This is a genomic window from Priestia sp. USM5 (assembly GCF_058323215.1).
In genome coordinates, this window is record NZ_JBSGKN010000001.1 from 751,594 (window position 1) to 770,212 (window position 18,619).

The 18,619-nt window shown below is 39.6% G+C and carries 16 protein-coding genes; all 16 read left to right on the forward strand.

What is annotated here, in order from left to right; all coding sequences use genetic code 11:
- The 16 genes from ACWATA_RS03895 (at position 1) to ACWATA_RS03970 (ending at position 18,431) form a co-directional block, all read left to right on the forward strand.
- Complete coding sequence (locus ACWATA_RS03895; protein WP_028411394.1) at positions 1-1,245, forward strand: M16 family metallopeptidase; 1,245 nt, start codon at positions 1-3, stop codon at positions 1,243-1,245.
- 98 nt (positions 1,246-1,343) lie between these two features.
- On the forward strand, positions 1,344-1,610 hold the full coding sequence (locus ACWATA_RS03900; protein ID WP_013058827.1) for a YlmC/YmxH family sporulation protein: 267 nt from the start codon (positions 1,344-1,346) through the stop codon (positions 1,608-1,610).
- Between the two features lie 188 nt (positions 1,611-1,798).
- Positions 1,799-2,698, forward strand: coding sequence for a dipicolinic acid synthetase subunit A (gene dpaA / locus ACWATA_RS03905; protein ID WP_013058826.1), 900 nt, complete (start codon positions 1,799-1,801; stop codon positions 2,696-2,698).
- Positions 2,698-3,303: a dipicolinate synthase subunit B gene (locus ACWATA_RS03910; protein ID WP_013058825.1), complete on the forward strand. Its 606-nt coding sequence runs from the start codon at positions 2,698-2,700 to the stop codon at positions 3,301-3,303. The genes dpaA and ACWATA_RS03910 overlap by 1 nt, the downstream gene beginning before the upstream one ends.
- Before the next feature lie 191 nt (positions 3,304-3,494).
- Positions 3,495-4,538 carry an aspartate-semialdehyde dehydrogenase gene (asd, locus tag ACWATA_RS03915; RefSeq protein ID WP_013058824.1) on the forward strand — a complete coding sequence of 348 codons (1,044 nt, stop codon included), beginning with the start codon at positions 3,495-3,497 and terminating at the stop codon, positions 4,536-4,538.
- A 39-nt stretch (positions 4,539-4,577) separates the two neighbouring features.
- Positions 4,578-5,810 (forward strand): aspartate kinase, encoded by a 1,233-nt coding sequence (gene dapG / locus ACWATA_RS03920; protein ID WP_028411393.1) that lies wholly within the window; start codon positions 4,578-4,580, stop codon positions 5,808-5,810.
- Positions 5,811-5,885: 75 nt separating this feature from the next.
- Complete coding sequence (gene dapA / locus ACWATA_RS03925) at positions 5,886-6,758, forward strand: 4-hydroxy-tetrahydrodipicolinate synthase (RefSeq protein ID WP_013058822.1); 873 nt, start codon at positions 5,886-5,888, stop codon at positions 6,756-6,758.
- A gap of 194 nt (positions 6,759-6,952) precedes the next feature.
- Complete coding sequence (locus ACWATA_RS03930; RefSeq protein ID WP_473049580.1) at positions 6,953-8,620, forward strand: ribonuclease J; 1,668 nt, start codon at positions 6,953-6,955, stop codon at positions 8,618-8,620.
- 105 nt (positions 8,621-8,725) lie between these two features.
- Positions 8,726-9,478 carry a ClpP family protease gene (locus ACWATA_RS03935; RefSeq protein ID WP_013058820.1) on the forward strand — a complete coding sequence of 251 codons (753 nt, stop codon included), beginning with the start codon at positions 8,726-8,728 and terminating at the stop codon, positions 9,476-9,478.
- Positions 9,475-9,684 (forward strand): YlzJ-like family protein, encoded by a 210-nt coding sequence (locus ACWATA_RS03940; RefSeq protein ID WP_028411391.1) that lies wholly within the window; start codon positions 9,475-9,477, stop codon positions 9,682-9,684. Before ACWATA_RS03935 ends, ACWATA_RS03940 begins: the two co-directional genes overlap by 4 nt.
- 138 nt (positions 9,685-9,822) lie before the next feature.
- The gene (locus tag ACWATA_RS03945) at positions 9,823-12,180 is read left to right on the forward strand and encodes an FtsK/SpoIIIE family DNA translocase (RefSeq protein ID WP_182029300.1); all 2,358 of its coding nucleotides are present in this window, start codon (positions 9,823-9,825) and stop codon (positions 12,178-12,180) included.
- A 640-nt stretch (positions 12,181-12,820) separates the two neighbouring features.
- Positions 12,821-13,546 carry a GntR family transcriptional regulator gene (locus ACWATA_RS03950; RefSeq protein WP_028411389.1) on the forward strand — a complete coding sequence of 242 codons (726 nt, stop codon included), beginning with the start codon at positions 12,821-12,823 and terminating at the stop codon, positions 13,544-13,546.
- A gap of 133 nt (positions 13,547-13,679) precedes the next feature.
- On the forward strand, positions 13,680-14,768 hold the full coding sequence (locus ACWATA_RS03955; RefSeq protein WP_028411388.1) for a BMP family lipoprotein: 1,089 nt from the start codon (positions 13,680-13,682) through the stop codon (positions 14,766-14,768).
- Between the two features lie 119 nt (positions 14,769-14,887).
- Entirely contained in the window at positions 14,888-16,417 is a 1,530-nt protein-coding gene (locus tag ACWATA_RS03960; RefSeq protein ID WP_028411387.1) for an ABC transporter ATP-binding protein, read from the forward strand.
- The gene (locus tag ACWATA_RS03965) at positions 16,414-17,475 is read left to right on the forward strand and encodes an ABC transporter permease (protein ID WP_014458483.1); all 1,062 of its coding nucleotides are present in this window, start codon (positions 16,414-16,416) and stop codon (positions 17,473-17,475) included. Before ACWATA_RS03960 ends, ACWATA_RS03965 begins: the two co-directional genes overlap by 4 nt.
- Positions 17,472-18,431 (forward strand): ABC transporter permease, encoded by a 960-nt coding sequence (locus tag ACWATA_RS03970; protein WP_013084750.1) that lies wholly within the window; start codon positions 17,472-17,474, stop codon positions 18,429-18,431. Before ACWATA_RS03965 ends, ACWATA_RS03970 begins: the two co-directional genes overlap by 4 nt.
- The last annotated feature ends 188 nt before the right edge of the window (positions 18,432-18,619 follow it).

Below are 18,619 nucleotides of genomic sequence, written 5' to 3' on the forward strand. Positions count from 1 at the left end.
TTGATAAAACGATATACGTGCAAAAATGGTGTAAGAATTGTATTGGAAAATATCCCAACTGTTCGATCTGTGGCCATTGGGGTATGGATCGGAACGGGTTCTCGAAGTGAACACCCTGAAATTAATGGTGTATCACATTTTCTTGAACATATGTTTTTTAAAGGAACAAAAACAAGATCTGCTCGTGAAATTGCAGAAAGCTTCGACCGCATTGGGGGACAAGTAAATGCATTCACTTCTAAAGAATACACGTGCTACTATGCAAAAGTATTAGACGAACACGCAGATCAAGCGCTAGATGTGCTGGCGGATATGTTCTTTAATTCTTCATTTGATGAAGAGGAATTAGCTCGTGAAAAAAATGTTGTATATGAAGAAATTAAAATGTATGAAGATACACCTGACGATATTGTACACGATCTATTAGGAAAAGCCGTATATGGCAATCATCCATTAGGGTATCCAATTTTAGGAACGGAAGATACGTTAAAAACATTTAACGGTGATTCGCTTCGTCAATATATGGAGCAAATGTATATTCCTGAAAACATCGTTATTTCAGTAGCTGGAAACATTGATGAGAGTTTTATACAACAGGTGGAAAACTATTTTGGTACATATACGTCAAGTCATTCCGCTCATCAATATGTTCAGCCTGAGTTCCATACAAATCATATTGCGCGCAAAAAAGAGACAGAACAAGCTCATCTTTGCCTTGGCTTTAAAGGTTTGCCAATCGGCGGAGAAGATGTATATAGCTTAATTGTATTAAACAACGTGCTTGGCGGAAGCATGAGCAGTCGTTTGTTCCAAGAAGTCCGTGAACAGCGCGGCTTGGCTTACTCTGTTTTCTCTTATCATTCTTCTTATCGAGACAGTGGTCTTGTAACGATTTATGGGGGAACTGGAAGCCATCAGCTCGACGTATTATATGATACGGTTCAAGAAACGCTTTATGATTTGAAAGACAAAGGTATTACAGATAAAGAACTTGCTAACAGCAAAGAGCAGCTGAAAGGAAACTTAATGCTGAGTCTTGAAAGTACAAATAGCCGTATGAGCAGAAACGGAAAAAATGAGTTAATGCTGGGCTATCACCGTTCATTAGATGAGATTTTAGACCTTGTTAATGCCGTGACTAAAGATAGTGTAAATGGTCTTGCACGAGATATTTTCAAAGACGAATTTGCGCTTTCATTAATAAGCCCGAGTGGAGATTTACCTAAGGGTTTTAAAGGAAATTAAACCATAAAAGTAAGGTTGGCTAAAATAATTGAGCCAGCCTTATTTTTATGTCATTTTTTGTATGGTTGTTCAATAAATTAGATGAAAGGAGGGATTTCATGAGATTAAGTGAGCTGAGTGGAAAAGAAATTGTAGATGTTAAGCGAGCAGAGCGTTTGGGTATTTTAGGGCAAACAGATCTTGAAATTAATGAACATACGGGACAAATTAATGCGCTTATTATTCCATCTGTGAAGTGGTTTGGATTTCGAAAACAAGGAGATGAAGTGCGAGTGCCGTGGGGGAATATCGAAAAAATTGGTACGGATATGGTGATTGTAAATGTTCATCAGCTAGAAGACATAAATAATGAGTCAACAAAATAACAAACGAGATGCTTCCTGCATCTCGTTTCTTTTATTTTCAGGGATAAAGATTCACCGATTCCTGTGTGTTTACATAGTATGTTGAAGAAAAGCAATAGGCATTCTAGGGCGTAATGATAGCACTTTACATCTCGATGGTTTAAGCGAAGGATACATCTATTTAATGTTAAAGAAGGTGAAAATGAAACATGTTAACGGATTTGCACATAGCTGTAATTGGCGGTGATGCTAGGCAGCTTGAAGTCATTCGAAAATTAATTCAATTAGATGCAAAAACCTCTCTTATTGGTTTTGATCAGCTAGATCATGGTTTTACAGGTGCGACGAAATATCAGATAGAGGAGCTGGATTTTTCAGATGTTGACGCCATCATCCTTCCAGTGCCTGGAACAAATCACGAAGGGCAAGTAGATACTATTTTTTCAAATGAAAAAGTAGTATTGACTGAAGAAATACTTAAAAAAACGCCTGAGCACTGCATTATTTATTCTGGTATTAGCAATGGGTATTTAAACGAATTAGTCAAAACGACAAACCGTAAACTCGTTCAGCTATTTGAGCGTGATGATGTAGCAATTTATAACTCTATTCCTACTGTTGAAGGTACCATCATGCTTGTTATTCAACATACGGATTTTACCATTCACGGTTCAAATATTTCTGTCCTAGGTTTAGGAAGAGTAGGAATGAGCGTGGCGAGGTCCTTTGCTGCACTTGGTGCCAATGTAAAAGTAGGAGCTAGAAAATCTGAACATTTAGCACGTATTGCTGAAATGGGTTTGCAGCCTTTCTATCTTTCTGAACTCGATAAAGAAATTGCTGATAGTGATATATGTATTAACACCATTCCATACCCCATCTTAACGGCTAAGACATTATCTAATGTCCCGACCCACGCGCTCATTATTGATTTAGCTTCAAAGCCTGGAGGAACCGATTTCCGCTATGCAGAAAAACGAGGAATTAAAGCTATTTTAGCACCTGGTCTTCCAGGGATTGTGGCTCCAAAAACAGCAGGTCAGATTGTCGCTAATGTATTAGTGAATTTATTAAAAGACGCTGCGGATGCGAGAGAGGAGAAAAAATAATGTCATTAAAAGGTAAAAGAATAGGATTCGGCTTGACCGGATCTCACTGTACGTATGATGCGGTTATGCCAGAAATTGAAAAGCTTGTTAATTTGGGAGCAGAAGTGTTACCGGTTGTTTCTTACACTGTACAATCCACAAATACTCGTTTTGGAGATGGAGAAGACTGGGTGAAGAAAATTGAGGAATTAACAGGTCACGCCGTCATCAATACAATTGTAAAAGCAGAGCCTCTAGGACCAAAGATTCCGCTTGATTGTATGGTAGTTGCCCCAATCACTGGGAATACGATGAGTAAGTTTGCGAATGCAATGACTGAATCTCCGGTACTCATGGCAGCTAAAGCAACGCTTCGTAATAATAAGCCAGTGGTACTGGGAATTTCGACTAATGACGCACTAGGGCTAAATGGTGTAAACTTAATGAGGCTAATGGCGACTAAAAATATTTATTTTATTCCATTTGGTCAAGATGACCCGGTGCTTAAACCAAATTCAATGGTAGCGCGTATGACGATGTTATCAGACACGGTGTACGCAGCGCTTGAAGATAAACAGATTCAGCCTGTTATTGTCGAAAGGTTCCGCGACGGTCAAGAGTCATAGGACATATATGCCTCTTGCTGTTGTATGAATCTGTTCAATACTGCGGCTGTAAGAGAACTCTCAATCTCAAAGAAGAGAAGATTTTAAAAATCTTCTCTTCTTTGACGCAATGAAGCATAATAATATGTTAAAATAGTCAGTATATGCAGATAAATGTTGAGTAGTTGAAAATTGTTGGAGGCGGTATTAAAATGACAAGAGAATTACATGTAGCAGTAGTAGGAGCAACAGGTGCAGTAGGACAACAAATGATTAAAACCCTACAGGAGCGTAATTTTCCAGTTGGTAAATTAACGTTATTATCTTCAGCTCGTTCAGCTGGTAAAAAAGTGTTGTTTAACGGAGAAGAAGTTGTTGTGCAAGAAGCAACTCCTGATAGCTTTGAAGGCGTAGACATTGCTTTATTCAGTGCAGGCGGCAGCATTTCAAAAGCACTTGCACCAGAGGCAGTAAAACGCGGAGCAATCGTTGTAGACAACACAAGCGCTTATCGAATGGATGAAAATGTCCCGTTAGTTGTGCCGGAAGTGAACGAAGATGCATTACACGCACATAACGGAATCATTGCTAATCCAAACTGCTCTACAATTCAAATGGTAGCAGCATTACAGCCATTACGCGAAACATACGGCTTATCTAAAGTGCTAGTATCAACGTATCAAGCCGTTTCTGGAGCAGGTGCTGCTGCAATTAATGAATTAAAAGAACAAGCTAAAGCTATTTTAGAAGAAAAAGAGTTTACACCGGAAATTTTACCGGTTGGTGGAGATAAAAAACATTATCAAATTGCTTTTAATGCCATTCCGCAAATTGATAAATTTCAAGATAACGGTTTTACATTTGAAGAAATGAAAATGATTAATGAAACGAAAAAAATTATGAGCATGCCTGAATTGCCAGTAGCTGCTACTTGTGTTCGTCTACCGGTTGTAACAGGTCATTCAGAGTCAGTGTACATTGAAATTGAAAAAGACGGTGTAACGGTAGCTGATGTGAAAAATTTATTGGCTGATGCACCTGGTATCGTATTGCAAGATGATCCAGAAAATCAAGTATATCCAATGCCAGCAGACTGTGTAGGTAAACGAGATGTGTTTGTCGGCCGTATTCGTAAAGATTTAGATCGCGATAACGGTTTCCATATGTGGATCGTTTCTGATAACTTGTTAAAAGGTGCAGCTTGGAATTCTGTACAAATTGCAGAATCACTTATTAAGCTTAGCTTAGTAAAATAAGCGCAACCAGAGTGTCTCGGAACATGATGAGGTGTAAGTATGAAAATAATCGTCCAAAAATTTGGAGGAACTTCCGTTCGTAACGAAGAAGGAAGAGCAAGAGCAATCTATCATTTAAATAATGCATTAAGTGAGGGTTACAAAGTAGTCGTTGTTGTATCGGCAATGGGACGAAAAGGTGAACCGTATGCAACGGATACATTGCTTTCACTTGTTGATGGAAATAAAGCGTCTCTTAACAAACGTGAGCTTGATATGCTTATGGCATGCGGAGAATTAATTTCATCGGTTGTATTTACAAATTTATTAAACGAAAATGGGATTAAAGCTACAGCATTAAACGGTGCACAGGCAGGGTTTGTGACGAATGATGATTTTACCAATGCCAAGATACTAGAAATGAAATGCGACCGTTTGTTAAAAGAATTAGAAGAATATGATGTCGTTGTCGTAACAGGCTTTCAAGGGGCAACTGCTGAAGGTGATACAACAACGCTTGGACGCGGAGGTAGCGATACATCTGCTTCAGCGTTAGGTGCAGCCCTTATGGCTGATTACATTGACATTTTCACGGATGTAGAAGGTGTGATGACAGCGGACCCGCGTATTGTAGAAGATGCAAGACCGCTATCCGTTGTCACATATAACGAAATATGCAACATGGCTTATCAAGGTGCAAAAGTAGTTCACCCACGTGCCGTAGAGATCGCCATGCAAGCAAAAGTACCGATGCGCGTCCGTTCCACGTATGCTGATTCAGAAGGTACGCTCGTTACATCTCAAGGTGAAGCACAGCAGCGTGGAAGCGATGTGCAAGAACGCCTTGTAACAGGAATCGCCCACGTATCCAACGTGACTCAAATTAAAGTTTTTAGTAAAGAAGGCCATTATGATACGCAAGCAGAGGTATTCAAAGCAATGGCACAAGAAAAAATCAGCGTAGATTTTATCAATATTTCACCGAAGGGTGTTGTATATACGGTAACAGATGAAGCAACTGACAAAGCAATTGATGTGCTTCATGCGCTAGGGTATGAGCCGGCTGTTATTCGCAACTGTGCCAAAGTATCAACGGTTGGAGCAGGAATTGCAGGGGTGCCTGGTGTTACATCTAAAATTGTTACAGCTCTTTCTAGCGAAGGTATTCAGATTTTACAATCTGCTGACAGCCATACGACGATTTGGGTGCTTGTAAAAGAAGAGGATTTAAAGAAAGCCGTTAATGCTCTTCATGGTGCCTTTGACTTGTCAAAAGCACCGCAAAAGAGATAAACTACATGTTCCGTTAGCTATAAGCTAACGGTTCATTACATGAATAGGGATAATGCAATTTCAAGGAGTGAAAACATGATTGATTTTGGGAAAGTCGCAACAGCGATGGTAACGCCTTTTGATCATAAAGGAAATATTGATTTTGAAAAAACAACGCAGCTTATTAACTATTTAATCAGCAACGGTTCAGATGCGTTGGTTATTGCAGGAACAACGGGTGAATCTCCTACGCTTTCAACAGAAGAAAAGCTGGCGCTGTTCCGCCACTCAGTAAAGGTAGTAGATGGCCGTGTACCTGTTGTTGCAGGTACAGGAAGCAATAATACGTATGCATCAATTGAATTAACGAAAAAGGCAGAAGAAATCGGCGTAGATGCGATTATGATTGTAGCACCTTATTATAACAAGCCGAATCAGGAAGGCTTATATCAGCACTTTAAAACAATTGCTGAAAGTACAGAGCTGCCTGTCATGTTATACAATATTCCAGGGCGATCCGTGATCAATATGTCTGTGGATACAATTGTACGCCTAGCTGAACTGCCAAATGTTGTAGCGTTAAAAGATGCAAGCGGCGACCTTGACGCAATGACAGCTATTATCGCACAAACAAGCGATGATTTTGCTTTATACAGCGGTGATGATGGCTTAACACTGCCGGTATTAGCAATTGGAGGAACTGGGATTATTTCTGTTGCCTCTCACGTTATTGGAAATGAAATGCAAGAGATGGTTAAGTTGTATGAGTCAGGAAATCCGAAAGAAGCAGCAAAAATTCATCAGCGTATTGTACCTGTGATGAAATCTCTTTTTGCGGCTCCAAGTCCAACGCCTGTTAAAACAGCTTTACAGCTAAAAGGGTTAGACGTAGGATCGGTACGATTACCTTTAGTTCCGTTAACGGAAGAAGAACGCCAAACGTTAGTCAGCACATTAAATACGCTATAAGCTATAAGTATGTTTTTTAAACGTCTCTTCATTGACCGTATATACGAGTTGATGAAGAGACGTTTTTTTCTTATAAGATAATAGAAGAGCACATGACGGAAATAGACGAATGAAATTTCTTGTATTCCAATTCTTACTTCAGTTATAATGTAAGCAAATGAAATTGTACGGGTGAAAGTAAGTAGGAGGAACTTATGGTACTAGAAAAGACAGAAAATATTAAAATTTCAGCCTTGGGTGGAGTTGGAGAACTTGGAAAAAACATGTATGTGGTGGAAATCAATGAAAACATATATGTGTTAGATGCAGGGTCAAAGTTTCCGGGAGGGGAAATGTTAGGAATTGATATTGTCATTCCTGACATTACATATTTAGTAGAAAATCAGCAGAACGTAAAAGGCATTTTTGTTACTCATGGACATGAAGAGCAAATTGGGGCTATTCCCTTTATACTTCAAAAATTGGACGTGCCGGTATATGGTACAGAATTAACGCTAGCACTTATCAAAGAAAAGTTAAAAGAGTATGGAATTAAAAAATATGAAGCTTTACATCCTATCACTTCGTCAACGGTTTTATCGTTTGAAGGAGTGGATATTTCATTTTTTAGAACGCAGCACAGTATACAAGATTCAGTCGGCATTTGTTTACAAACCAATCAAGGTGCGATTGTATATACAGGTGATTTTAAATTTGATCAAAACTCAGTCAGCATTCAAAGCGCTGATATTGGAAAAATGGCTGCCATTGGGGAAAAAGGCGTCCTGTGTTTGCTTTCAGACAGTACAAATGCGGATAAGCCAGGCTATACAGTTTCCGAGGCCGTCATCGGACAAAATATTACCGACGCTTTTTATAAAAGCAAAGGTCGAATCATTGTTGCTGCATACAGTTCCAATCTGCACCGTATTCAGCAAATTATTCATGCCGCATATCAGCATGGCCGTAACCTGATCGTTATGGAAAAGAGTATGCTGAAAATTATTGATATTGCAGCAAAACTTGGACATTTGCAGCTGCCTGAGGATTTAATTGTTCCTGTGCAAAAGCTAAAGGATCTTTCAGAACATGAAACGGTTATTTTAACAACAGGTCATCACGGAGAGCCGATTTCAGGTCTTACTCGAATGGCTAGACAGTCCCATAAATTGATTCAAATCAAACAAGATGACACGGTCCTGCTGGCTGCTACACCCGTGGCGGGGCACGAAACGACCTTTTCAAAAACAATTGACGTCATCTTTCGTTTAGGAGCAAGCGTAGTGTTTGCTCAGAAGAAAGTGCAGGCTTCCGGACACGGCAGTCAAGAAGAACTAAAATTTATGATTAACTTAACAAAGCCGAAATATGTCATGCCTGTGAATGGAGAGTACCGAAAACAAAAAGCTTATGCAAAGCTAGCCGGTCAATTAGGAATATCAGAAGATCATATTTGTTTGCTTGAAAAAGGTGAGCGAGTTGAGTTTAAAGATGCTCGCATGTACCCTAGCGGTTCTATTCAAGCGGGAAATACGCTCATTGATGGACTAGGAGTCGGCGATATTGGGAATATCGTTCTGAGGGATCGCAGGCTGCTGTCACAGCACGGAATCTTAACGGTAGTAGTTACGATTAATAAACGTCAAAAAACAGTAGTAGCGGGGCCAGAAATCATCTCCCGAGGCTTCGTCTATGTAAGAGAATCAGAAAAGCTTTTAGAAGAAGCAACGAAGATTGTTCAGCAAATTTTAGAAAAGTGTATGGAAGACAAAGTGATCGAGTGGTCTTCATTAAAATTAAAAATGAGAGAAAGTTTAAATCAATTTTTATATGAAAAAACCCGTCGTAAACCGATGATTTTACCGATTATCATGGAAATCTAATGTGAAGCCTTCCCGCTGGGAAGGCTTTTTATTTGCAGCTGATGCGGATGTAATAACTATGAGAAGTTCATACTACTACTATCAATAAGTGAAAGGAGCTAGAATATGTTTGAAAATAACGAAAGATTACATTCTGATGAAGCGCCTCAGCAGCCTAATAAAAATGAAGAAAGCAAGGGCGGAATATTAGATAAAATTCAACAATTGGGACAGACCAACGTGGCTCAGCTTCCTCAGGATTCTAATATTCACTGTTTAACGATTGTAGGACAAATCGAAGGGCACATGCAGCTGCCTCCTCAAAATAAAACGACAAAATATGAGCATGTCATCCCGCAAATTGTGGCGATTGAACAAAATCCAAAAATTGAAGGATTGCTTATTATTTTGAATACAGTAGGTGGAGATGTAGAAGCAGGTCTTGCCATTGCGGAAATGATTGCTTCGTTATCCAAGCCTTCTGTGTCCATTGTGCTAGGAGGCGGACATTCAATCGGTGTTCCAATTGCGGTTTCAACTGATTATTCGTATATTGCCGGTACAGCGACCATGACCATTCATCCCATTCGCTTAACGGGTCTTGTTATTGGTGTACCGCAAACATTCGAATACTTAGATAAAATGCAAGAGCGCGTGATTAACTTTGTGAGAGAACACTCTCATATTTCAGAAGAAAAGTTTAAAGAACTTATGTTTTCAAAAGGGAACTTAACGCGTGATATCGGGACAAATGTAGTTGGCGGAGATGCTGTTTCATACGGGTTAATTAACGAAGTAGGCGGAGTTGCTCAAGCAATCAAAAAATTGAATGAACTGATTGAGCAAGGACGTCAGAATGAGGAGCAGCTGCTGCAATGATTTTATATACAATGATGCCACAAGAACTGATTTTTCAGCAGTCTTATCATCAAGAACAATCTCAGCCAAAGCTTATTAATCATAATGGAATCCCGGTTATCGTTGAAGAAAATGAACAAAAACAACAGCAAATTGTGAGGGTTTTAAGCACGAATCCTCAAGATTATTTGAATGAAAATTATTATCCTGGTCAAATTTTGTCGTAAGGATTTCAGTATAATTATGGTGAATATGGTATAATGAATATGACGAAGAAGGCAGCCGCTGTATTGGCTGCTTTTTTATTCAACTGATAAAAGAAACAAAATCAACATAGGGTGTTGGACGTTGATTGGAGTGGAAAAATGGCAAAGAAAAAACGAAGAGGTCAAATAAAAAAGGATGAATGGAAACGCATATTGCGCTTTGAGCTTATTGGCTTATTTTTATTAGCGTTAACGTTAATTGCCATGGCAGGACTCGGTGCTGTAGGACAGGCTCTTGTACTCGTGGTCCGCTTATTTATTGGCGAATGGTATATGCTGTGTTTAATCGGAATGGTTATTCTATCTGTTTATATTATTTGGAAAAGAGAAATGCCTCCTTTAGTGACGCGGCAGCTTATCGGTACATACCTCATTATTTTATCTATTTTACTGTTTAGTCACGTGACGTTATTTGAAAATTTATCGAAAAACGGAACGTTTACAGATCCATCTGTCATTATGAATACGTGGGATTTGTATATGCTCGAAGCAACGGGACAATCGAATCACAGTGATTTAGGGGGAGGGATGATAGGAGCTATTATGTTTGCCATGTTCTACTATCTGTTTGATAGCTTAGGAACAGAACTTATCGCTGCCTTGCTTATTGTGATTGGGGTACTGCTCATTACCGGACGTTCGCTTCACGAAACGGTATTAAAACTTCTGTCACCTCTAGTTAATTTTTTAACAACGGAGTTAAAAGAAGGCTGGCAAGATATTCAGACGTGGAAACATAAGAAGAAAAAAGCCCCTAAAACAACAAAAAAGAGACGCCAAGAAAAAGCTGTTCAAGAACCTGAAGAAAGCGTGGAAATAGAAGTGGAAGCACCTTCGCCTCCAATTATTGAACACTTTGATTATGGAGAGGAAGAGTCTAGTCAATCTCCTGCTGCTCCTATAGCTCCGGCGCCTCCGGTTATGGAATCGAAGCCTGTAGCTGCTGCACCGCAACAGCCAAGGCCGCAAAAGGAACAGGAAGAAGAAAAAGCTCCTATGATTACCTTTACTGAAACGGAAAATAAAGAGTATGAGCTTCCTCCTATCAAGCTATTGACGATGCCAAAGAAAAGTAACCAGGCAAAAGAGCATAAAAACATTTATAAAAATGCCGAAAAGCTTGAAAAAACGTTTCAAAGTTTCGGCGTAAAAGCAAAAGTGGCAAAAGTTCACCTTGGACCAGCTGTTACAAAATATGAAGTATATCCTGATGTAGGAGTAAAAGTAAGTAAGATTGTCAATTTAAGTGATGATTTAGCACTTGCATTAGCTGCCAAAGATATTCGGATTGAAGCTCCAATTCCCGGGAAATCAGCGGTAGGAATTGAAGTGCCGAACGAAGAAGTAGCGATGGTTTCACTTAGAGAAGTACTTGAAGCGACTGAAAATAACCGACCTGATAAAAAGCTATTAGTTGGTTTAGGAAGAGATATTTCAGGCGAAGCTGTGCTAGCAGAGCTTAATAAAATGCCTCATATGCTTGTAGCAGGGGCAACAGGAAGCGGAAAAAGTGTGTGTATCAACGGTATTATTATTAGTATTTTAATGAGAACAAAGCCTCATGAAGTAAAATTAATGATGATTGACCCTAAAATGGTTGAGTTGAATATGTACAATGGTATTCCGCATTTATTGGCTCCTGTCGTAACAGATCCGAAAAAAGCTTCTCAAGCATTAAAGAAAGTTGTAAGTGAGATGGAGCGACGTTATGAGTTGTTCTCACACAGCGGAACGAGAAACATTGAAGGATATAACGATTTAGTAAAACGTATGAATGATGATGGAGACGCCGATGCAAAACAGCCGACTCTTCCTTATATTGTGGTGATTGTTGATGAGTTGGCTGACTTGATGATGGTTGCTTCATCTGACGTCGAAGATTCGATCACACGTCTTGCTCAAATGGCTCGTGCTGCCGGCATTCATTTGATTATTGCTACACAGCGACCATCAGTAGATGTTATTACTGGAGTTATTAAAGCAAACATTCCTTCCCGAATCGCTTTTAGTGTATCTTCACAAACTGACTCTCGTACGATCCTAGATATGGGAGGAGCTGAGAAGCTTCTAGGAAGAGGAGATATGCTGTTCATGCCTGTTGGAGCTTCAAAACCTGTGCGTGTGCAAGGTGCCTTTTTATCAGATGAAGAAGTAGAAGAGATTGTTGATTTTGTAATTGCACAGCAAAAAGCACAGTATCAAGAAGAAATGATTCCAACAGATGCCCCTGAACAAGTCGATGATTTTGCAGATGAGCTATATGACGAAGCGGTTCAGCTTGTGGCAGAAATGCAAACAGCTTCTGTTTCTATGCTGCAGCGACGCTTTCGAATTGGCTATAACCGGGCTGCACGCTTAATCGATGCGATGGAAGATCGTGGAGTGGTTGGGCCTTACGAAGGAAGTAAGCCGCGTTCGGTGCTGATTTCTCAGCAAAATGAAGATGTTGGATCTTAATAAGGTTATTAAAAAAGATGGAGCTGGGACAAAAGTATTTTAGCCTAAGTGAAAAACGAATCACTAATCAACATGTCTGATTAGCGGTTCGTTTTTTTTGTTAGGGTGAATATAGGTTTCATCCGTTTCGTTCCTTCTAGAAGTTGACTGAAAGACAAGGTGAAGACTCCTGCGGGAAAAGCGTAAGCGACGAGGAGGCCCATCGCCCGCCCGTGGAAACCGAAGTCTTGCACGGAAATCAACTGCGGTGTCGCAAGCGTTTCAGCTCATGTATCTTATTTGATTGTCTTTAGATTGGATTCATTTAGTTATGTCTCAACCTCATTTTTTTATGGAAGAAGAGACGGTAAGAATAGTATTATACAAAAATATGTCATGCTAAATAAATAAAATAAAAACGAATATTAAAAAATTTAATGACTAAAATGTTTGGGTTTTATCTAATATTAGAAGAAAAGTAGGTTGTTAGGTATGCTGACATTAAAAAATAACAAAAATTCATTTTTTTTAAAAAATATTAAAAATTTTAACAAAAAATTAATATAACCTATTTATTTATCTGTCGAAAAATGATATATTATTTTCGATTAAGTAGTCGAACATCAGAGGTCTGATGACTTTTTAATATGGAGGAAGAGTGATGTCTATACGTGCGGATAATCGGCACTTGTATTTACAAGTGATTGATAAAATTAAACAAAATATAGAAAAAGGAATTTTTAAAGAAAAGGAAAGACTCCCTTCAGAGTTTGATTTATCAAAGCAGCTAGGGGTTAGCCGCGCAACGCTACGTGAGGCACTTCGCATATTAGAAGAAGAGAATATTATTGTTCGCAGACACGGCGTGGGAACATTTGTCAACACGAAGCCTACTTTTTTGTCAGGGATTGAGCAATTAAATAGTATAACACATATGATTGAACAAGCTGGTATGAAGGCCGGAACAATCTTCTTATCTTCTCAAATACAAGAGTTGTCTGAAAATGATTTAACACGTTTTGCTTGCGGGGAAGACGAACAGATTTTATTTGTTGAACGGGTGAGAACGGCAAACGGAGAGCCTGTTGTATATTGCATGGACAAGGTTCCTCAAAAAATATTGCCTGAAAATTTCGAATATAAACAGGAATCTTTGCTAGAAATTCTTGAAAAACAAGCAGGAAAGCACATTTCATACGCCGTGGCAAATATTGAGCCTCTAGGCTATCATGAAAAAGTTTCTCCTATTTTACAATGCGAGCCAGAAACCGCTTTGCTTGTGCTGAAACAAATGCATTATGACCAGTATGATGAACCCATTTTATATTCCATCAATTATTTTAAAGCAGATCAATTTAGTTTCCAAGTACTGCGTAAACGCGTCTAGTTTTTTTATGGTTAAATGTCAGAAAATTTACAACTATTTAACATTGTCCTTTTAAGGAGGTGTCAAATGTAGGTCACAGGGACGAAATAGAAAATTGGCTTTATACTTTTAAAACTATTCAGGGGGTTAAAACATGTTAAAACGTAAAACGGGACTTGCATTATCACTAGTATTAGCGGCAGGAACACTTTTAAGCGCGTGTGGCTCAAACGACGCAGATAAGAGCAGCGGAGATAAAAAAGCAGCGGATTTTAAAGTGGGAATGGTAACAGATACGGGCGGGGTAGATGATAAATCGTTTAACCAATCTGCTTGGGAAGGTCTAACAAAGTTTGGGAAAGACAACGGACTTGATGAAGGGACTGGATACAAATATTTGCAGTCTACAAAAGCATCTGAATACGAGAGCAACCTTTCTAAATTTGCTGAGAGTGGCTATAACTTGACGTATGGAATTGGCTTTTTGTTAAAAGAAGACATTAAAAAAGCAGCGAAGCAGTATCCAGATGCTAACTTTGCATTAGTAGACGATACGCTAAAGTCAGAAAACTTAGATAACGTGGCAAGCATTCTATTTAAAGAAGAGCAGGGCTCTTTCTTAGTAGGTGTAGTGGCAGCGAAACAAACGAAAACGAACAAAATCGGCTTTATCGGAGGCGTTGAATCTCCATTAATCAAGAAGTTTGAAAACGGATTTAAAGCAGGTGTTAAATCTGTAAACCCAGACGCTGAAGTTATTTCTCAATACGCGGAAAGTTTTAACTCTCCAGAAAAAGGCTCAGCTATCGCTTCTACCATTTACAGCAAAGGCGCTGATATTATTTATCAAGCGGCTGGCGGTACTGGAAACGGCGTATTTACAGAAGCTAAAAACCGTTCAAAAGGCGGTAAAGACAAAAAGGTTTGGGTAATTGGAGTTGACCGCGATCAGCATGAAGAAGGTATGCCTGAAAACGTAACGTTAACTTCGATGGTAAAACGCGTTGACCTGGCTGTAGAAGATGTTGCAAAACAAGCAATGGACGACAAATTCCCAGGCGGTAAAGAGGTTGTGTTTGGCTTAAAAGAAGACGGAGTGGGAATTGCTCCATCACAAGATAATGTAAGCAAAGATGCGTTAAAAGCAGTTGATGAGTATAAGCAAAAAATTCTAGACGGTGACATTACAGTGCCTCAAACGGATAAAGAATTTAAAGAGTTTGAAAAAACGCTTAAAAAATAAGCTGATATCTGTTAAGCAATGATTATATGAGTATAAAAGGCTAGTGAAAACTAGCCTTTTTCATAGCCAAAAAACGGAAGACAGAATCCTGTAGCAGGCAGGAATAGGGAGTGAAAGTAGTGGAATATGTTATTGAAATGCTAGATATTCGCAAAGAGTTTCCCGGTATTGTCGCTAATGACAATATTACACTCCAAGTGAAAAAGGGAGAAATTCATGCTTTGTTAGGAGAAAATGGTGCAGGTAAGTCAACGCTGATGAACGTTTTATTTGGGCTTTATCAGCCTGAAAAAGGGCAGATTCGTGTAAACGGCCAAGAAGTCAAAATCACGGACCCTAACGTAGCGAATGACTTAGGAATTGGAATGGTTCATCAGCATTTTATGCTTGTTCAAAACTTTACAGTCACAGAAAATATTATTCTTGGGAACGAACCGACGCGAACGGGGAAAATCAATATTAAAAAAGCAGCTCAAGATATTCAAGAGCTTTCAAATCAATATGGATTATCGGTAGATCCATATGCGAAGATTCAAGATATCTCAGTTGGCATGCAGCAGCGAGTGGAAATTTTAAAGACGCTTTACAGAGGAGCCGACATTCTTATTTTTGATGAACCTACTGCCGCCTTAACACCTCAGGAAATTACGGAATTAATTCAAATTATGAAAAAATTAATTCAAGAAGGAAAGTCGATTATTTTAATTACGCATAAATTAAAAGAAATTATGTCAGTGTGTGACCGCTGTACAATTATTCGAAAAGGTGTCGGGGTTGGTACGGTAAATGTGCAAGAGACCAACCCTGATGAACTTGCTGCTTTAATGGTAGGAAGAGAAGTACATTTTAAAACTGAAAAGAAAACAGCGACTCCAAAAGAAGCTGTGTTAACAATAAAAGAATTAGTAGTAGAAGACAGCCGAGGAGTAGAGGCTGTAAGTTCACTTGATCTAAGCGTTCGAGCAGGCGAAATTGTAGGCATCGCGGGTGTGGATGGAAATGGCCAAACAGAGCTGATTGAGGCAATTACGGGTCTAAGAAAAATAAAGTCGGGCTCGGTCACGTTAAAAAATCAAGAGTTGTCTACGTTATCCACGCGTAAAATTACGGAGTCAGGAGTAGGACATATTCCGCAGGATCGCCATAAGCACGGGCTTGTATTAGATTATACAATTGGTGAAAATATCGGTCTTCAAACGTATTATCAAAAGCCGATGTCTAAATCAGGTATTTTGAATTATAAAGAGCTGTATAAAAAAGCAAAAGAGTTAATTGCAGAATATGATGTGCGAACCCCTAGTGAATATACGCAAGCGCGATCGCTATCGGGCGGAAATCAGCAAAAAGCCATTATTGCCCGTGAAGTAGACCGCAGTCCGGAACTATTAATTGCAGCTCAGCCAACGAGGGGGCTGGATGTAGGAGCCATTGAATTTATTCATAAAAAGCTGATTGAAGAACGAGATAAAGGACGGGCAGTGCTGCTCGTTTCGCTAGAACTAGATGAAGTAATGAATCTAAGCGATCGCATTGCGGTTATTTATGAAGGGAAAATAGTTGACATTGTAGATCCAAAAGAAACGAATGAACAAGAGTTAGGTCTATTAATGGCAGGCGGTACGCGTGAGAAAGCGGGTGGAACAGCATGAATAAACTTGTGAAAAATGAACGTGTAATGATGATTTTGATCCCTGTTGTATCGGCCATATTAGGACTCATTGCCGGAGCGGTTATTATGTTACTAGGCGGCTATGATCCAATGCTTGGCTATCAATCTCTTTTTGACGGGATGTTTGGAACGCCAAAAGCCATTGGAGAAACGATTCGTGCCATGACGCCTCTTGCTCTGGCCGGTATTGCGGTTGCGTTTGCTTATAAAACCGGTCTCTTTAACATTGGAGTAGAAGGACAGCTTTTGGTTGGCTGGTTGGCTTCAGTATGGGTTGGGTATGCGTTTGATTTACCAGCAGTCATTCATATTCCTTTAGCTGTATTAGCAGCAGCTGCAGCTGGAGCAGTTTGGGCGTTTATTCCAGGATTTTTAAAAGCAAAATTTCATGTTCATGAAGTAATTGTTTCCATCATGATGAACTATATTGCTCTTTACACCACGAGCAGTTTAATCCGTACGTATTTATACGCGGGTAATGAAAAATCGTATGATATTAAAGAATCGGCATCTTTAGCATCAAGCTTTTTAGCACAGTTAACCAATAACTCCCGCCTTCATTACGGCATTCTTATTACCATCGCTGCAGCCGTCGTAATGTGGTTTATTTTGAATAAAACAGCTAAGGGATTCGAGCTAAGAGCCGTTGGTTTTAATCAGCATGCTTCACAGTATGCAGGAATGAATGTAGGCCGAAACATTGTGTTATCCATGGCTATTTCAGGCGCTTTTGCCGGGCTTGCCGGAGCTATGGAAGGGCTTGGAACATTTCAATATATGGGCACATTCACTGCGTTTACGGGTACGGGATTTGACGGTATCGCCGTAGCCCTTTTAGGAGCTAACAGCGCAATTGGAATTTTATTAGCTTCATTCTTTTTCGGAGGACTGCAAACTGCGGCTCCTCAAATGAACTTTATGACAGGCGTACCGTCTGAATTAATTCAAATTGTCATTGCGCTTATTATCTTTTTTGTTGCATCTAGTTATTTAATTCGCTGGGTGCTTGGCCGTGCAGGCAAGGGGGGAGCAAAATGAACTTCTTAGAGGTGTTAGCCATTATTATTCCAGCGGCGCTTTATTCAGCTGCACCGCTTATCTTTACCGCGCTCGGAGGGATATTTAGTGAACGTTCCGGGGTCGTGAACATTGGATTAGAAGGGCTGATGATGTTTGGCGCGTTCACAGGTATTGTTTCAACCCTTTTACTTCAGGATTCATTAGGTGCTTGGGCCCCGTGGGTAGCAATAGTAATTGCGGCTGTTGTTTGCGCTGTGTTCTCACTGATTCATGCTGTTGCAAGCATTACATTAAAAGCAGATCAAACTGTAAGTGGTGTAGCCCTGAATTTTCTAGCTGCGGGTCTTTCAATCTTTTTAATCAAAAAGATTTTTGGGAAAGGACAAACAGATTTTATTCAATTCCGTATCGATAAAGTAAGTATTCCAGGTTTATCAGACATTCCAGTAATCGGTAAAATTCTGTTTTCGAACGTTCCTATTACGTCTTATATTGCGATTGCGCTAGCTTTTGCTGTATGGTACATCATTTATAAAACGCCGTTTGGTCTCCGTCTTCGTTCAGTTGGTGAACACCCAATGGCAGCAGACACGATGGGGATCAAAGTTGTGAGAATGCGTTACGTTGGCGTTATGATTTCCGGCATGTTCGCTGGAATCGGCGGAGCGGTGTATGCCACGTCTATCGCTACAAACTTTGCAGCGGGTACGATTGCTGGACAAGGGTTCCTTGCTATTGCGGCCATGATTTTCGGGAAGTGGCATCCTATTGGTGCTTTAGGTGCAGCCATGTTTTTCGGATTAGCACAGTCTTTGAGTATCACTGGAGCTCAGATTCCGGTTATTCAAGATATCCCATCCGTCCTTTTAACCATTGCACCGTACGTATTAACAATCTTAGCGCTTACTGGTTTTGTAGGACGTGCTGAGGCTCCTAAAGCGCTGGGCGTTCCTTATGAAAAAGGCCGCCGCTAATAAATCCTCTATACGAGGTCTAACAATGACTAAAGTTGGATAAATATAGAAGGTGGAGACAAAGAAATCATATTCTTTTCTCCGCCTTTTTTTCATTGAGAGAAAGAATATGAAAAGAAATGAGGAAGCGCGCGGCAAGTTACTTGAAAATGTTTCCTTGAATTCGATATAGTGGTTATAAGACTAAA

Excerpts from the sequence above, each read along its gene's own strand:
- ACWATA_RS03900 (WP_013058827.1), top strand. The coding sequence starts at position 1,344 with ATGAGATTAAGTGAGCTGAGTGGAAAAGAAATTGTAGATGTTAAGCGA.
- ACWATA_RS03970 (WP_013084750.1), top strand. The coding sequence starts at position 17,472 with ATGAACTTCTTAGAGGTGTTAGCCATTATTATTCCAGCGGCGCTTTAT.
- dapG (WP_028411393.1), top strand. The coding sequence starts at position 4,578 with ATGAAAATAATCGTCCAAAAATTTGGAGGAACTTCCGTTCGTAACGAA.
- dpaA (WP_013058826.1), top strand. The coding sequence starts at position 1,799 with ATGTTAACGGATTTGCACATAGCTGTAATTGGCGGTGATGCTAGGCAG.
- dapA (WP_013058822.1), top strand. The coding sequence starts at position 5,886 with ATGATTGATTTTGGGAAAGTCGCAACAGCGATGGTAACGCCTTTTGAT.
- ACWATA_RS03945 (WP_182029300.1), top strand. The coding sequence starts at position 9,823 with ATGGCAAAGAAAAAACGAAGAGGTCAAATAAAAAAGGATGAATGGAAA.
- ACWATA_RS03940 (WP_028411391.1), top strand. The coding sequence starts at position 9,475 with ATGATTTTATATACAATGATGCCACAAGAACTGATTTTTCAGCAGTCT.
- ACWATA_RS03950 (WP_028411389.1), top strand. The coding sequence starts at position 12,821 with ATGTCTATACGTGCGGATAATCGGCACTTGTATTTACAAGTGATTGAT.
- ACWATA_RS03935 (WP_013058820.1), top strand. The coding sequence starts at position 8,726 with ATGTTTGAAAATAACGAAAGATTACATTCTGATGAAGCGCCTCAGCAG.
- asd (WP_013058824.1), top strand. The coding sequence starts at position 3,495 with ATGACAAGAGAATTACATGTAGCAGTAGTAGGAGCAACAGGTGCAGTA.
- ACWATA_RS03955 (WP_028411388.1), top strand. The coding sequence starts at position 13,680 with ATGTTAAAACGTAAAACGGGACTTGCATTATCACTAGTATTAGCGGCA.
- ACWATA_RS03910 (WP_013058825.1), top strand. The coding sequence starts at position 2,698 with ATGTCATTAAAAGGTAAAAGAATAGGATTCGGCTTGACCGGATCTCAC.
- ACWATA_RS03965 (WP_014458483.1), top strand. The coding sequence starts at position 16,414 with ATGAATAAACTTGTGAAAAATGAACGTGTAATGATGATTTTGATCCCT.
- ACWATA_RS03930 (WP_473049580.1), top strand. The coding sequence starts at position 6,953 with ATGGTACTAGAAAAGACAGAAAATATTAAAATTTCAGCCTTGGGTGGA.